This is a genomic window from Buchnera aphidicola (Formosaphis micheliae) (assembly GCF_039403185.1).
Classification (GTDB): Bacteria; Pseudomonadota; Gammaproteobacteria; order Enterobacterales; family Enterobacteriaceae; genus Buchnera_C; species Buchnera_C aphidicola_B.
In genome coordinates this window covers 217,940-235,089 of record NZ_CP135047.1, presented here as the reverse complement: position 1 = coordinate 235,089, position 17,150 = coordinate 217,940, and the positions used below count along the sequence as shown (strand labels likewise).

Annotated in this window: 12 protein-coding genes; 3 read left to right on the top strand and 9 right to left on the bottom strand. The window is 23.1% G+C overall.

Features of this window, described 5'->3' with window-relative positions; all coding sequences use genetic code 11:
* The first annotated feature begins 77 nt into the window (after positions 1–77).
* Positions 78–1,769 (top strand): proline--tRNA ligase, encoded by a 1,692-nt coding sequence (locus tag RJX12_RS00965; protein WP_343192346.1) that lies wholly within the window; start codon positions 78–80, stop codon positions 1,767–1,769.
* Between the two features lie 144 nt (positions 1,770–1,913).
* Here the strand turns inward: RJX12_RS00965 and dnaE are convergent, their stop codons facing one another.
* From dnaE to rpsB, 8 genes are all read right to left on the bottom strand, one after another.
* On the bottom strand, positions 1,914–5,423 hold the full coding sequence (gene dnaE / locus RJX12_RS00960; RefSeq protein WP_343192345.1) for a DNA polymerase III subunit alpha: 3,510 nt from the start codon (positions 5,421–5,423) through the stop codon (positions 1,914–1,916).
* A 51-nt stretch (positions 5,424–5,474) separates the two neighbouring features.
* A complete protein-coding gene (gene rnhB, locus RJX12_RS00955; RefSeq protein ID WP_343192344.1) occupies positions 5,475–6,065 on the bottom strand; it encodes a ribonuclease HII in 591 nt (196 codons plus the stop codon).
* Positions 6,066–6,236: 171 nt separating this feature from the next.
* Complete coding sequence (gene fabZ, locus RJX12_RS00950) at positions 6,237–6,692, bottom strand: 3-hydroxyacyl-ACP dehydratase FabZ (RefSeq protein ID WP_343192343.1); 456 nt, start codon at positions 6,690–6,692, stop codon at positions 6,237–6,239.
* 172 nt (positions 6,693–6,864) lie between these two features.
* Entirely contained in the window at positions 6,865–9,276 is a 2,412-nt protein-coding gene (gene bamA / locus RJX12_RS00945; protein WP_343192342.1) for an outer membrane protein assembly factor BamA, read from the bottom strand.
* A gap of 526 nt (positions 9,277–9,802) precedes the next feature.
* Complete coding sequence (frr, locus tag RJX12_RS00940) at positions 9,803–10,360, bottom strand: ribosome recycling factor (protein WP_343192341.1); 558 nt, start codon at positions 10,358–10,360, stop codon at positions 9,803–9,805.
* Positions 10,361–10,438: 78 nt separating this feature from the next.
* Positions 10,439–11,179, bottom strand: coding sequence for a UMP kinase (pyrH, locus tag RJX12_RS00935; protein ID WP_343192340.1), 741 nt, complete (start codon positions 11,177–11,179; stop codon positions 10,439–10,441).
* A gap of 127 nt (positions 11,180–11,306) precedes the next feature.
* The gene (gene tsf / locus RJX12_RS00930; RefSeq protein ID WP_343192339.1) at positions 11,307–12,125 is read right to left on the bottom strand and encodes a translation elongation factor Ts; all 819 of its coding nucleotides are present in this window, start codon (positions 12,123–12,125) and stop codon (positions 11,307–11,309) included.
* A gap of 181 nt (positions 12,126–12,306) precedes the next feature.
* On the bottom strand, positions 12,307–13,023 hold the full coding sequence (rpsB, locus tag RJX12_RS00925; protein ID WP_343192338.1) for a 30S ribosomal protein S2: 717 nt from the start codon (positions 13,021–13,023) through the stop codon (positions 12,307–12,309).
* 307 nt (positions 13,024–13,330) lie between these two features.
* Here rpsB and map point away from each other — a divergent pair, with 307 nt between their 5' ends.
* Both map and dapD read left to right on the top strand, forming a co-directional pair.
* Complete coding sequence (gene map / locus RJX12_RS00920) at positions 13,331–14,122, top strand: type I methionyl aminopeptidase (RefSeq protein ID WP_343192337.1); 792 nt, start codon at positions 13,331–13,333, stop codon at positions 14,120–14,122.
* A 252-nt stretch (positions 14,123–14,374) separates the two neighbouring features.
* Positions 14,375–15,199, top strand: coding sequence for a 2,3,4,5-tetrahydropyridine-2,6-dicarboxylate N-succinyltransferase (dapD, locus tag RJX12_RS00915; RefSeq protein ID WP_343192336.1), 825 nt, complete (start codon positions 14,375–14,377; stop codon positions 15,197–15,199).
* Between the two features lie 67 nt (positions 15,200–15,266).
* Here the strand turns inward: dapD and RJX12_RS00910 are convergent, their stop codons facing one another.
* The gene (locus RJX12_RS00910) at positions 15,267–16,697 is read right to left on the bottom strand and encodes a Do family serine endopeptidase (RefSeq protein WP_343192335.1); all 1,431 of its coding nucleotides are present in this window, start codon (positions 16,695–16,697) and stop codon (positions 15,267–15,269) included.
* Between the last annotated feature and the right edge of the window lie 453 nt (positions 16,698–17,150).

The following is a 17,150-nucleotide window of genomic DNA, read 5'->3' as shown; positions in this document are numbered from 1 at the left end:
TAAATATAACTTTATTCATAAACTTAAAATTAATTACATACATTGAAAATAATTTTCATATTAAAACGAGATAAAAAATGCGAGCAAGTAAATATTTTTTTTGTACTTTAAAAGAAATGCCTCATAATATCGAAACAATTAGTCATCAATTAATGTTAAGATCTGGTATGATTCGTAAAGTAACATCTGGCGTATATACTTGGTTACCTACTGGATTACGAGTAATAAAAAAAATAGAAAACATAATCAGAGAGGAACTGAATAAAATAGGTGCTATAGAAATATGTTTACCTATATTACAACCAATTCACTTATGGAAAACAAGTGATCGATGGAATACATATGGTAAAGAGTTACTAACTATGACTGATAGACGTAGTAATATATATATATTAGGACCTACTCATGAAGAAATCATAACATATTTAATAAAAAACGAAATACACTCTTATAAACAATTGCCAATTATACTATATCAAATACATACAAAATTTAGAGATGAAATACGTCCACGTTTTGGTACTATTAGATCAAAAGAATTTATAATGAAAGATGCATATTCTTTCCATATAGATACATCTTCATTAAAAAAAACATATGAAATAATGTATTCAACATATCAACATATTTTTAAACGAATGAAACTAAATGTTAAAGATATAGAAGCCAATAATGGAGAAATGGGTGGTGAAATTTCTCATGAATTTTATTCTTATACAAATAATCAAATAAAACAATTTACTAATTTAAATTCAAATAATAATAATATAAAAAAACCTATTGTATTATCTTCTGAACTTACTTCAAAATTAAATCAATCAAACACAACATCAAAAAATAATATGTTTAATTTAATACACAAACCTAACATAAAAATTCAAAACTATGTAAAAACAGTGTTAGTAAAAGCAAATAAAAATCATCAGAATAAAATAATAGGGTTATTAATACTAGATCATCAAATGATTGATAAAAAAAAGCTAGAAAAAATAGATATTGTTCATAAACCAATAGTGTCAGCTACACGAGAAGAAATTTATAAACTAACAAAAAGTAATATAGAATATGTAGGACCTATTGGTTTAAATATTACTGTAATAGCTGATATTTCTTTAAAAAATTTAAAAAATTTTATGATTGGCGCAAATATTAATGGGAAATGTTTTGAAAACATAAATTGGGGAAAAGAATTACCATTACCTATATTATATGATATTACCAAAATTATTACAAAAAAAGATTCTCATAAATATACATTAAAACCTATGAATAACATTGAAATAGGTCACATTTTTCAATTAGAAGATAAATATTCTAAGAAATTAAACGCTACTATCATAAACAAAAATAATAAAAAAAATTTTTTACGTATGGGATGTTATGGAATTGGAATTACGCGAATTATATCAGCTATAATTGAACAAAACTATGACCAACAAGGTATTATATGGAATAATGCACTATCTCCTTTTCAATCTGTAATTATTCCTATTAATCGAAATAAATCTATAGCAGTAAAAAATGCATCTGAAGATCTATATGTTAAATTAAAAAAACAAGGAATAGAAACACTATTAGATGATAGAGATCTCAGTCCTGGAATCATGTTTTCTGAAATGGAATTAATTGGAATACCACATTTTATTATCATCAGTGAACGATATATTCATAAAAATTGTGTGGAATATAAATCAAGATCTGAATACAAAAAAAAACTAATAAACATAGAACAGATAATTTATTTTATAACAGAGCAAATAAATAAATGAATAACATAATAATTAATTTTTATTATCCTAAAAATTAAATATAATTAATTATTATTCATTTACAACATATGAAATAAATATGACAAAATATATAATTAATATTTTATTAAAAAATAAATATTTTTATCAGAATAAACACAAATTTTATATTATTTTATATTTTAATTTAACTTGATTTAATCCTAATAATAATCTTAATTTATCTAATAATTCATTACTTATAAATACACAATTATTTTGACTAAACGTTAACTTAAATTTAATTTTATATGTTTTATAAAAAAAATATACCGGAGTAATACCTAAATTTTCTGACATTAAACATTTTTTTAAAGATTCTAAAAAAATAGAATTATTTTGTTTTTCATTCAATAAAATTAATAGCTTAGATACACATCTTTCCCTATATTGACATAACTCAAAAACATTATTAGCTATAAATTTTATAGAATTACTAAAATACTTTGTATTAATATATCCGTATATAATTAAAATATAGTGATTTATTAATATTTTTTTAATTTTTTCTAAAAGATCATTAAAAATGATAACATCTATCTTAGAATAACTGTCATCTAATGTAAAAAATGCAATACGATTTTTGTTCTTTGTCATTTTAATACTTAGTTTAGTTACCATACCTGCAATCATAATAATTTTCTTATTATTATCTCTTCTATTAACATCGATATTCTTTAAATTATTTCCTTGAATATAAAATTGAATTTCATCTAAATATTGGACAATAGGATGTCCTGTTAAATACATACCTAAAGTATCATATTCATGACGTAACTCATATCTTTTAGACCAAATATGAGGAGAATAAGAAGAATTTAAAACATGATTACATATATTTAGATCATCTAAATATGACTTAAACAAATTACTTTGTTTGATTAACTGACTATCTAAGTACTGACTAGAAGCTTGAATATTATTATTCAATATATATATTAAAATTCCTCTATTTAATCCAAAACAATCACAAGCACCTGATAAAACTAATTTTTCAATTACTCTACGAGTTATTTTTTTTGTATCAGTACGAATACATAATTCTAATAATGTATTAAAATGACCATATTTTTTTCTTGCTTGTAATATATTGCAAACTGAACTTTCACCTACACCTTTAATAGCTCCTAATCCATAAACTATTTCATTTTTCGTATTCACATAAAAATTATATTTACTATAATTTATAGTCGGAGGTACAATTTTTAATCCCATTATTTTGCATTCATTAACTAACGTAACTATACGATTAACATTATCCATATCTGAACTCATTGCTGAAGCCATAAACTCTGCTGGATAATTTGATTTTAACCATAAAGTTTGATATGATAAAAAAGCATAAGCAACTGAATGAGATTTATTAAAACCATAACCTGAAAATTTTTCAACTAAATTAAATATCTTAACTGCTAACTCACTATTTATTCCATTTTTCCTTGCTCCTTCTTGAAAAATCAATCGTTGTTTATTCATTTCTAACGGATCTTTTTTTCCCATAGCTCTTCTTAAAATATCTGCTTCTCCTAAAGTATAAGAAGACAACACCCTAGCAATTTCCATTACTTGTTCTTGGTATAAAATAATACCATAAGTTGATTTTAGAACAGGTTTTAATAGTTTATGTTGCCATTTTATATCAGGATAAGAAATAGTTTCTCTATTTTTTTTGCGATTAATATAATTTTCAACCATCCCTGATTGTAATGGGCCTGGTCTAAACAAAGCTAATAAAGCTACTATATCATCAAATGAATCAGGTTGTAATTTTTTAATTAAATCTCTCATACCAAATGATTCCAATTGAAAAACACCAACTGTTTCTGCAGTTCGTAATAAACGAAAACTAATAGGATCATTTAATGGAATTAATGATATATCAATAATATTTTCACCCATATTTGATAAACGATCATTAATCATATTTAAAGCTCTATGAATAATAGTTAAAGTTCTTAATCCAAGGAAATCAAATTTCACTAATCCGACATTTTCTACATCATTTTTATCAAATTGCGTAACTGGATTTAAACCATTTTCATCATAATATAATGGAGAAAAATCAGTAATTTTAGTACAGGAGATGACTACCCCTCCAGCATGTTTACTAACATTTCTTGTTACGCCTTCTAATTTTTTTGAAATATCAATAATTTTTTTCACATCAGAATTATCTTGATACAAAGAAAATAATTCTGTTTCATCAGATAAAGCTTTATTTAATGTAATCCCTATATCTAAAGGAATTAATTTAGAAATACTATTAACAAAACCATAAGGATACCCTAATACACGTCCAACATCTCTCACTACTGCTTTTGCTGTCATAGTACCAAACGTAATAATTTGAGACACAGTGTTTCTTCCATATATATTTGAAACATGCTCAATAACTTTATCTCTTTTTTCCATACAAAAATCTATATCAAAATCCGGTAAAGAAACACGATCTGGATTTAAAAATCTTTCAAATAACAAATCAAATGTTAAAGGATCTATTTCTGTAATATTCAAAGAATAAGCTACTAAAGATCCTGCTCCAGATCCTCTTCCAGGTCCTACAGGTATATCATTATCTTTAGCCCATTGTATAAATTCCATTACAATTAAAAAATAACTTGGAAAACCCATCTTATTAATTACTGATAATTCATGATCTAATCGTAATTCATAAGTACTTTGTACTTTTTTTCTTATTTTTTTATTAGGAAATAACTGATATAATCTTTTTTTCATACCCTGTTTAGCTTTCATTATTAAAAAATCTTCAATACATATATCACCTGTTTTAAAATTAGGTAAAAAATATTTATCTAAATTTAGTATAACATTACAACGTTTCGCAATTTCAATACTATTAACTAAAGCTTCTGGTACATCAAAAAATAAATTATGCATTTCTTCTGCACTGCGCATAAACTGATGACAACTATAATTATGCACAAATTTAATATCATTAATTTTAAAAGATTTATTAATTGCTACCCTAATTTTATGTGCTTGAAAATCTTCTCTATTTAGGAAACAAACCTCATTAGTTGCTACTAAAGGTATATTATGTATAATCGACAAATTAATCACTTGATCTAAATATTCTTCTTCTTTAATACGACCAGTTCTCATAATTTCTAAATAATAAAAATCAAAAAAATTATCTTTATAAAATGATATATTCTCATTTAATAATTTTTTATTACCTGTTAACAAATTCACACCAATATCACCATAACAACCTCCAGATAATAAAATTAATCCTTGTTTATATTTTAATAACCACTTCCTATTAATAACAACACCAACAGTACTATCATATCCCGTACTATAAGCTTTAGAAATTAAAAAAATTAAATTTTTATAACCAATATTATCTACTGCTAATGCAGTTAATTGATTTATCTGTCCTGGCATAAGTTCGTTATTTACTTTTAAATCTATGCCAATAATTGGTTTAATACCTTCTCTATGCGCTGATTGATAAAATTTAATTACTCCAAAAAAATTACTGTAATCTGTTAATGCTAACGAAAACATACCTAAATTAACTGCTTTTTTAACTAATAATTCTGGATTAACTAATCCATCTACTAATGAATAATCACTGTGTACTCGCAAATGAACAAATTCTTTATGCAACATATTATAATAATCTCATTAAATGATTTAATATTGATAAGAAAAATTGTTACATTATATATTTTTTAATTTTATCAAAGAAGAAAATGTAAAACGATGTTGTGATATAGGTCCATATTTTTTTAACATATCTAAATGATACTTAGTAGGATATCCTTTATGTTTAGCAAAACCATATTGTGGAAATAATTTATCTAATTGCAACATTTCGTAATCGCGAATTACTTTAGCAACAATAGATGCTGCACTAATCTCATTTATTAAATTATCACCATTTACAATAGATATTGATGCAATAGATATATCAATTTTATTCTTACCATCTATAAATAAAAAATTAGGTTTTACTTTTAAATTATTCACTGCTCGTTTCATAGACAATAAAGATGCCTGTAAAACGTTTAACTTATCTATTTCCATAGAAGTACTGCGCCCTATACTCCATGCTTTTGCTTTATTTTTAATACTATGAAAAAATAGTAATCTTTTCTTAAAAGACAATTTTTTAGAATCCTTTAAACCAAAAATAGGGAACAATGGGTTCAAAATTACAGCAGCACTAATAACGTTACCTACTAAAGCTCCTAATCCAACTTCATCAATACCTGCTGCTAAATTTAATATAGGAAAATAACTACCATTCATCTCTTCTCCGAAAAGATATATATCACTATAATATAGTGAACATATTAACAATAATTAAGTATACTCTTTTCATAAAAAATAAAAAAAAATATGTTAATACCTAATACTAATTAAGAATCTCTCCATATACAAAACAATAATTATTACACATTATTATAATATTAATTTTTATTATTTTTTTAAATAACATGTCATCATTGTTTGACAAACAACATACCGATCTACAGTTACTACTCCAAAAAAATTAATTAAATTCAATTTACGTTTCTTAATAAACACCTCAATAAACATTTGATCTCCTGGAACTACTAATTTCCTAAAACATGCCTTACTAATATTAATTAAAAAATACTTATAATTATGATTAATTTCATTATTACTATTTATAATTAATACTCCAGACGCTTGTGCTATAGATTCTAAAATTAATACACCAGGAAAAACAGGATCAGTAGGAAAGTGTCCTTGAAAAATAGATTCATTAATAGAAACATTTTTTATAGCGCGAATATATTCATTATTACGCATCTCAATAATACGATCAATAAATAAAAAAGGAAACCTATGTGGTAGTACATTGAAAATAGTTTCCGATATACTATTATTCATTCTAATTTTATTTTTCATTTAGTATAATAATTATTGTTTATAACAAAATATTATTTATTTACATGAATTTAATATTTACATGTTATATCCATATGGTAAGGGTAAATATACCTTTTATATTATTGTTATTCAAAAATAAGACGTTAAATAAAAAATATTTAAATAAATATTACCTTTATTAAATTAAATATTACCATACTTTTCCTATACTAAATTGTAATGGTTCTAATTTATCGTTAATATAATGTTTTAACGGATACGAAAAAGAAACGTTTAACGGACCAATAGGTGATATCCATTGTAATGTAATACCTGTTGACATCCTAATTTTATTTTGATTAACATGATTATTATATAACTTAGACGTAAAACTATCTAATGATAGTGACCAATTTTTATCTAAAACACTGGTTACATCAAAAAATAAAGATGCTTTAATTTTTTGAGGATAATGATCATTATTAATAGAAAAAATTTTCATAATCTCATAATTGTTAGTAATTATTACATCACTTCCAGTAAAAACTTGAGATTGACATAATTTGCTATGTTTATTACCCATACACAAATCAGATTTTTTATTATTATCAGTATTATGATTTGATTCAATACTATTAGATTGAAAACCACGAATTGACCCTATACTACTTGAAGAAAAATTATTATAAAAAGGTAATTCTTTGTTCACACTTAAACTATTATGACCTAATCCAAAATACATATGCATTAATAATATGATATCATTACTTTTACTTAATGGATAATAACTAACTGAATCATATTGAATTTTATTGAAATAACTATCCGATCCAAAAGTAGTTGTTTTTCCACTTATTGTAGTACAATTTCCTATAGTAGAAAAATTATAATTATTTAAGTTATTAAATGTCCACTCGAAATCAATAATTACATCATTGATACCATGTTTTTTATATGATAAATCAAATGATTTTAAATAACTCCATATAGAAAAGTCAGGAATTACATTAGTCTTATTATTATGAACATAGTGTACACCTAAATTTAATGTATTTCTTTTATTTATTAATAATTCTAAATCAGTATTAAAACCATAACTTATTTGACTATAGTCAATTAGTTTAACATTATCTGAATTAAAATAATGATAAAAAAACTTACCTTTCAAATTATTGTTAAACAATAGATTAATTGATTTAAAAAATTCTAATTCACCAGATATCCGTTTAGTATTTTTGATACCACTTAAACGCACTGTAGATCCTAGACCTAATAAATTACGCTGAACGAGATCTACATTAAAACAGAGTCCACTATCTATCCCATATCCTAATGAAAACTGAATACTACCATTATTTTTTTCTTTAATCACATATACTACGTTCACTCGATTAGGAAATTTTGAAGAAGTATGTATCTCTAATTTAACAACATCGAAATACCCAGTATTCTGAACATTTTTTTGATCTATTGTTAACAAGTCCCAATTAAATAAATCCCCTTCTTTTTGTTTTACTTTACTTCGCAATACTTTGTTCTGAACTAGTTTATTACCAAAAAAATATACTTTATTTATTGAATAACGTGGACCTGAGTCAATTGAAATATGAAAATATATAATTTTATTTTTTTTATCTATTTTACTATATATATAAATTCGATTATTAAGAAATCCATTTTTAAATAATATACTATCTATATATTGAGTTAACTTTACAATAGAATTTATGTTAATAACATTGTTAATCTTTTCATTAATAAACTTATTTATTTCTCTAAAATATAAATCCACATTACCATGTAAAAATAAATTATTAGAATAATGAAACTGTTCACCTTCCTTTAAATTAATATTGACTACAATATGAGTTTTATCAGACGATAAAACTACTCTAATAGAATTATATGAAAAAAATATATATCCATTCTCTATATAAAAATTTCTTAATTTATCAAGATCTAATAACAACTGTGATACGTCATATGTTTCTTTATTTTTAAATATACCCCATTTGCATTCATTATTTAATTTGAAAAAAGACAATATCTTATTTTGAGAAAAAACTTTATTCCCTAATATATTAATCTTTTTAATAGAAATATTATTGTGTTCTGTAATTATAATCTTAACGTTGACTGTATTATCTGACTTTGTAAAAAACAAATAATTTACATCAATATTATATCTACCTATGTTTTTATAAAAATTTAATATTATATTTTTAAATATTTTTAATACATTTTCATTTAATTCATCATGAAACCGTGAATTAATTATATTAAATAATTTTCTTACAATAGAATCAGTTAAAATATGATGACCATTAAAATCAATACTATACGCAATACTTTTTTCTTGTAAGTTAATACTTAATTTTTTATTTAATTGAATTATTTTAATATTTTCAAATTGTCCAGTGTTCAATAGAACAAAAATTAATTTATTTATATTTTTTAAAGTAATAACATTTCCACATTTCGTATCTATATAATTTTTTACTAAATCTACAGAAAACTTGTTTAATCCATGAAAATTAATATCTTTTAAATTCCATTTATCTTGGGAATATACATTAATACTAAAAAATAAAAAAAATAAAATCAAAAATTTTCTTATCAACATGTTTATTTATCTACATTGATTATATCTACTACATAGTAAATATTAATTTATTTGTATACACAAGAAAATATCTCGTTGACATAAAAATTTAATATACACAGAGAAATTTTTAATAGTAAATAATGTTTACTTTATTGTTAAAAAATGTTTAGTGTAATAAAAAACACTACGCTTATATTTTAAATTATCCAATACAAAAAATATATTGAAATTGTTAAAATCTTATGTTTATTTATAAAAATATACTATATTAAATAAGAACTATATATTTTAATTAATTTGAATCTATAGAAAAAATAAATTAATTAACATAATAATTACACCAGTATTTAAATTAAATTAAATGAATTACTGTCTATTTTATTTTATCAATAAAAAATAAATAATTCAATAATTAAAAAATAATTTAGTTTTAAAATAGTTGAACTAACTTAAATATATTAGTGATAAATTAACATAATTAATATCATTCTATAATTTATCAAGATAAAATCTTATTGCATAATATATGATATTAACAATAATATCAGATTATCATTAAATCTTTCTTCTTTTCAGCTAATAAATAATCAGATTTTTTAATAAAATTATCTGTAATTTTTTGTATTTCACTTTGAAATCTACGTTCTTGATCTTCACTAATTGATTTATTTTTAAAAAGATTTTTTATTTTATTATTAATATCACGTCGAATATTTCTTATACTAATTCGACTATTTTCACCTTCATGTTGTAAAATTTTTATTAAATCTTTTCTCCTACTTTCAGTTAATGCAGGTAAAGATACGCGAATAGTCAATCCATTAGAAGAAGGATATAATCCTATATTAGAATTTATAATCTCTTGTTCAATAGGTTTTATTGTAGAAGCATCAAAAACATTAATTTTTAATGTATTAAAATTTTCAACAGTAATACTAGATAATTGACTTACTGGTGTTTTAGTACCGTAATATTCTATATAAATTCCATCTAACATATATGGAGCAATACGATTTGTTCGTATTTTCATAATATTATTTTTAAAAACACTAATACACTGATCCATACAATTAATTGTATTTTTCTTAATATTATCAAACATAAGTTGACCTAATATATTTTTAATGTAAAAACAATGTAATAATAAAAAACTAAAAAAAAATAAATGATAATAATATTATCATTTATTTAATGCACCTACCATTGTACCTATTTTTTGACCCATGACAATTTTATATAAAACACCTATGTCGTACATGTTAAAAATACAAATTGGTACGTTATGATCACGTGCTAATATAAATGCTGTTAAATCCATTACTTTAAATTCTTTTTTTATAATATATGAATAACTAAGACGTCTATATTTAATAGCATTACAACACTGTTCGGGATCAGATGAATATATACCATTTACCTTAGTTGCCTTTAAAACTACATCTGATTGAGTTTCAATTGCTCGTAAACAAGCTGCAGTATCAGTTGTAAAAAAAGGATGACCAATGCCTCCTGAAAAAATAACAACTTTTTTATTATTAAAACAATCTAACACTTTCTCAAGATTATAATCTTCACACATGCTATTTGTTTTAGTAGCTGACATTAAACAAGTTTTTATAGATAAATTATTTAATATATCCCTTAGTACTAAACCATTCATAATAGTGGCTAATATACCCATATTATCAGCTGTTACTTTACTAATATTAATATTTTTTAACATTGAACCCCGTATTATATTACCTCCACCAATAACAATACCTATTTGAATACCAATATTTACTAATCTTTTAATTTCTTGAGATATACTTTTTAATATCTTAACGTCGATTTTACATATATCATATCCTTGAAATATTTCACCGCTAATTTTTAATATAATACGATTATATAATGGTTTTTTAATTATGCTATTATCCATTTTTTTACCTGTATACTCTCTACATATTACAATGTAATAATAACATATTACATTGTAATGTGAAAAAAAGAAGACATACAACGAGTTATTAAGATAAATTAATTCAAGGAGTAAAATTAATACCCTTTTATAAATATTTTTTTTTAAATGTCTCTCCTACTTCAAACCTTGTAAAACATGTCACTATAGAGTTATTTTCTACTAATAACTGAAAAATAGTTTTCTCAGAATTCATAATAAATTTTTGACCCATTAAAGACACTTCAGATAAAAATTTATTCATTCTACCTTCTACTATTTTCTTAGAAAGAAAAACACTTTTTCCAGATTTTATAGCAATATCCAATTGAATATTTTTTTCACGCTGAATAACATCTTCAGGAACCATATCTTTATTTAAATATTCTGGTTTACTAGCAGCAATGTGCATTGCTACTTGGTGAATAATTTGCATATCACTGCTTTTAGTAGCACCTACCAATACTCCTATTCGATTAGAATGAATATAATAATCTACTATTTCACTTTCGCATAAATTAATTCGATTAATAACAATTTTTTCTCTACATTGTGTTATTAATTCATTGTTTTTTTCTTGAAAAATATTTCGTATAAGATGAATATCTTTTATACATTTTAAACATACTTGTTTAATAACAGAATTTCCAAAATATATAAATTCTTTACTTTTAGCTACAAAATCAGTTTCACAACTTAATTCTAACATTGCAGCAACATTATTATGTTTATATATAAATAATGACCCTTGTGCTGTAGAACGATTGTTTTTTATGTCTGCTTTAGCTTGACCTATTTTCCTTAAATAATCAATAGACAATTCGATATTTCCAGAAGTTTTTAACAAAGCCTTTTTACAATCCATTATTCCCACACCTGTCCGTAATCGGAGTTCCTTTATTAATGAAGCAGTAATATTAATAACCATGATTAAAATTCTCCAATTGTTTTACTTATATATATTATAAACATTAAATAAATCATATTTTTAAACATAAATTGTATTTTTTTATGTATATTATTAAAATAATATGCTAATTTTAATTAGTAAAATACTCATATATTTAAAAAATTTAAATACGTTTATATTATAAAATCAATAATAAGCATCACTTTATAAATTCATCATGATCATTTAATATATCTTGAGAAGAATTGTTTTTAATTACAGAAACAACAGATTGTAAATACCAACTAATAGCTCTAATTGCATCATCATTTCCAGGAATTATATAATCTACTCCATCAGGATTAGAATTTGTATCTACAATAGAAAATACTGAAATTCCTAAATTATTAGCCTCTTTAATAGCAATATTCTCATGTTCTGCATCAATTACAAACAAAGCATCAGGTAAACCACCCATATTTTTAATTCCTCCTAAACTATTTTCTAATTTATCTAATTCACGAGTACGAATTAAAGCTTCCTTTTTAGTTAATTTATTAAATGTACCGTCTTGAGATTGTATTTCTAAATCTTTTAAACGTTTAATAGATTGCCGTACAGTTTTCCAATTAGTTAACATGCCTCCTAACCATCGATAGTTAACATAAAATTGTTTACACATTATAGCAACTTCTTTAATTTCTTGACTTGCTATTCTTTTAGTACCAACAAATAATATTTTTCCCTTTCTTTCAACCACTTTTTTTAATTCTAATAAAGCATTATTGAATAAAGGTAATGTTTTTTCTAAATTAATAATATGTACTTTACTACGAGATCCAAATATAAATGGTTTCATTTTCGGATTCCAATAACGAGTTTGATGTCCAAAATGTACACCAGCTTTAATCATATCTCTCATTGATAATTTAATCATAATACCTCTTAAATAAAAAAAAAATTAAAAAAATAATAACCTTTATATTAATTTTAAAAAAATAAGTTATATATGTTATTTATAATAATTATTTATTCCAATTAACCATACTTATTAATATTATTTACTATTTTATAAAAAAACTATTAATATTATAAGTAAAAAAAATAAATAATTCACTAAATTCAAAAAACTATTTGTTAATCAAATTAGATATTTTATATATCGTTACTATGATTACATAATCAGATAAAATTAGAAATTTAAAAAAAAATATTTTTTATTTATAATCTGACAAGAGATACATATGAAATCTATATTAATTAAATCTGCTGAAGAAATAAAACATATGAGAATTGCAGGAAAATTAGCTGCAGAAGTACTAAATATGATAAAAAAATATATCATTAATAATATTAGTACAGAAGAACTCGATCAAATATGCCATAATTATATTATTCAAAAACAAAAATCTATTTCTGCTTGTTTGGGATATAATGGATATCCTAAATCTATTTGCACTTCTGTTAACGATGTTGTCTGTCATGGAATTCCTGATGCTAAACAAAAATTAAAATCAGGAGATATTATTAATATAGATATTTCAATAATTAACAATGGATATTACAGTGATACATCAAAAATGTTTATTCTTGGAAAACCTAGTATATTAGGTCAACGTTTATGTAACGTAGCCCAAAAAAGCTTATATTTAGCTTTACAAATAATAAAACCAGGAATTCCTATTAATAAAATAGGCCAAACAATAGAATCATATGTTAACAAAGAAAACTTTTCTGTAGTCAAAGAATATTGTGGACATGGCATTGGTAAAAATTTTCATGAAGATCCTCAAATATTACATTACATAAATAATGATCAAAATATTATATTAAAACCAGGTATGATTTTTACTGTAGAACCAATGATTAATGCTGGAAAACCATTAGTAAAATGCATGAAAGATGGATGGACAGTAAAAACAAAAGATCGAAGTTTATCAGCTCAATATGAGCATACCATATTAGTTACAAAGAATGGATGTGAAATATTAACTTTTAGACAAGAAGAAAATATAAAAAAAATTTTAATAAATTAATACTATAAAATAATCTATTGCAAAATTATTATAAAAAAAAAGAATCATATGTTGTATCAACATCAATGTACTATATAAAAAAATTTTTATTCAATTTTATTATAATAAAAAATAACTACTTAAAAATTATATCTATCTAATTAATTATATTTTATATATTAATAATCATGTTAACAGTAAATAATTAAATTTATTTAAAGAAACAATTATTCCTTAAACTTAATTACATTATAAAAAAATAGGTTACATAAAATGAAAGAATTAAAAAAAATTATTGAAGATACTTTTGAAAAAAAAAATACAAATGATGTATATCATATAAATTTATCTATTATAGATACCATAGATCAAATTATATCTATGTTAGATACAGGAAAATTACGTATTGCAGAAAAAATTAATGGAAAATGGATTACTCATCAATGGTTAAAAAAAGCAGTTTTGTTATATATTTATACAAAAACAAATAAATTAATGAAAGGTAACAACACCAATTATTACGATAAAATTCCTTTAAAATATACTAATTATGATGAAAAAAAATTTAAATATGAAGGGGTTAGAATTGTTCCTCATGCAACAATAAGAAAAGGCGCTTTTATTGGAAAGAAATCAATATTAATGCCTTCTTACATAAATATTGGTGCATATATTGATGAAGGTAGTATGATTGATACTTGGGCAACAGTAGGTTCTTGTGCTCAAATTGGGAAAAACGTACATATTTCAGGCGGAGTAGGTATTGGTGGAGTGATAGAACCTTTACAAACCGCACCTACAATTATTGAAAATAATTGTTTTATTGGAGCTAGATCTGAAATAGTAGAAGGAGTAATTGTAGAAGAAGGATCAGTGATCTCTATGGGTGTATATATAGGTCAAAGTACTAAAATATATGATAGAGAAACAGGAAAAATTCATTATGGAATAATCCCAAAAAATTCTGTCGTTGTCTCAGGTAGTCTTCCTGATAAAAATAAACAATACAATTTATACTGTGCTATCATTGTAAAAAAAGTAGACGTAAAAACTATGCGCAAAACAGAAATTAATCAATTGCTAAGAAATATAGAATAAATTAATACTAATTTGCCTGAATATGTATATAATTCAGGCAATAACAACACATTACATTATATTTATTTTATTGTACAACTAAATAAATATTTGTATGACCTCGTATAATATGGAAAATTAAGACCGAAGAGTGATGTTCAAAAATATTCTGTAATGTATCTAAATTAAGCACTATATGTTTGTTAACACCAACTATAATGTCATTTTCCTTAAATCCAAAATGTGCTGCAGCCGAATACAATTTAATACTATCTACATGTACACCATGTGATTGATTAAAATTACTTAAAATAGCACCAGAAATTTTAGAGCATAAATTTTTAGATGCAATAATATTTAATTTATTTTTTTTTAATAATACAGATACATATTTCATTTTATTATTACGTAACAAACCTAATTCAAATTGTGTATGTTCTGGAATAGAACTTATTTCTGCTCTTAACACAGCAAAACTATATATTGGTTTTCTATTAAAAGAAACAATAACATCACCAGCTTCTATTCCTGCTACATCAGCAGATGAATTTGGTATTACTTGATTAACAAAAGCACCTCTATTAGCGTTTAATCGTAAAACTTGTCCTAACTGATGACTTAATTCCGTTCCAATAATACCTAATTCACCACGTTTCACTTTTCCATACAAAATCATTTGCTGTGTAATATTTTTTATCATATTACCAGGAATAGCAAAACCGATACCAATATTACCTTCTTCTGGAGCTAAAATAGCCGTATTTATACCAATTAATTCTCCTTTAAGATTAATTAAAGCTCCACCTGAATTACCACGATTAATTGCAGCATCTGTTTGAATAAAATTTTCATAATTTCTAATATTTAAACCACTACGTCCTAAAGCAGAAATGATTCCTGAAGTCACAGTTTCGCCTAAACCATAAGGATTACCAATAGCTATAGTATAATCACCTACTCTTAATAAATCTGAGTTTCCTAATTGAATATCAATTAAATTTTTTATATTTTTTAATTGCAGTAAAGCAATATCAGATTTTTCATCTTTTCCTACAATTCTAGCTTCATATCTAGTACCATCATGTAAAAAAACTATAATTTTATCAGCATGATCTATAACATGATTATTCGTAACAACATAACCTTGTTTTGCATTAATAATAACACCTGAACCTAATGCTTTAAAATAATTTTGAACAGGTTTTATTTTATATTTTTTTTTAAACATAATAGATTTATAGAACAAAGATGTATTTAAATATAATGGAGAACTGCTATCTGAAAATGATTTATATACATTATTAGTTAAACAAGTTTTCTTAGGAACATTAGTTCCTTCAATATTAATACTTACTACTGAAGGCATAACTCGTTCCAACATTGGAGCTAAACTAGGTAAATATACCTTAGAAGACATTTTTGATATTGGTACAACATTCTCTAAAGATACCCCAGAACTTAAAAAAAATACTATGATAACACATGTTAATCTAAATGCTATAGTAGAAATTTTTTTCATATTGTACTCTCTCATAACAATTAATATACTTAATATTAAGATTTAAGAACTAATTTAATAAACAAATTTATTGTTTAAAATTAATATATTAAATTATATCTATGTCACTATAATAATATTAATTTTTACAACAAAAACATTCTTATATATACAGGAAAACTTATTATCTACATATCATATAATCATTTTTTAATTTTTTTTTATAATAAATAAAAAAAGTATTTAAAAAAATAAAAATATTTTTCTGTAAATTTGTTTAGAAAAAAATAAAAAATAACTAATACTCAATTTATTAAATAAAATTGATTTTTCTTACTATACATTTTACCATACAACAATACGTGAAATACTGAAAAAAAATAAAATGTTAATACAAAAAATAAATTAATATTAGTGTCATATTTTATAAAATCATAAGATAAATTTATAAATAAAATACTATCCACATTACAT

Excerpts from the sequence above, each read along its gene's own strand:
- RJX12_RS00965 (WP_343192346.1), top strand. The coding sequence starts at position 78 with ATGCGAGCAAGTAAATATTTTTTTTGTACTTTAAAAGAAATGCCTCAT.
- dnaE (WP_343192345.1), bottom strand. The coding sequence starts at position 5,423 with ATGTTGCATAAAGAATTTGTTCATTTGCGAGTACACAGTGATTATTCA.
- rnhB (WP_343192344.1), bottom strand. The coding sequence starts at position 6,065 with ATGAATGGTAGTTATTTTCCTATATTAAATTTAGCAGCAGGTATTGAT.
- fabZ (WP_343192343.1), bottom strand. The coding sequence starts at position 6,692 with ATGAAAAATAAAATTAGAATGAATAATAGTATATCGGAAACTATTTTC.
- bamA (WP_343192342.1), bottom strand. The coding sequence starts at position 9,276 with ATGTTGATAAGAAAATTTTTGATTTTATTTTTTTTATTTTTTAGTATT.
- frr (WP_343192341.1), bottom strand. The coding sequence starts at position 10,360 with ATGTTTGATAATATTAAGAAAAATACAATTAATTGTATGGATCAGTGT.
- pyrH (WP_343192340.1), bottom strand. The coding sequence starts at position 11,179 with ATGGATAATAGCATAATTAAAAAACCATTATATAATCGTATTATATTA.
- tsf (WP_343192339.1), bottom strand. The coding sequence starts at position 12,125 with ATGGTTATTAATATTACTGCTTCATTAATAAAGGAACTCCGATTACGG.
- rpsB (WP_343192338.1), bottom strand. The coding sequence starts at position 13,023 with ATGATTAAATTATCAATGAGAGATATGATTAAAGCTGGTGTACATTTT.
- map (WP_343192337.1), top strand. The coding sequence starts at position 13,331 with ATGAAATCTATATTAATTAAATCTGCTGAAGAAATAAAACATATGAGA.
- dapD (WP_343192336.1), top strand. The coding sequence starts at position 14,375 with ATGAAAGAATTAAAAAAAATTATTGAAGATACTTTTGAAAAAAAAAAT.
- RJX12_RS00910 (WP_343192335.1), bottom strand. The coding sequence starts at position 16,697 with ATGAAAAAAATTTCTACTATAGCATTTAGATTAACATGTGTTATCATA.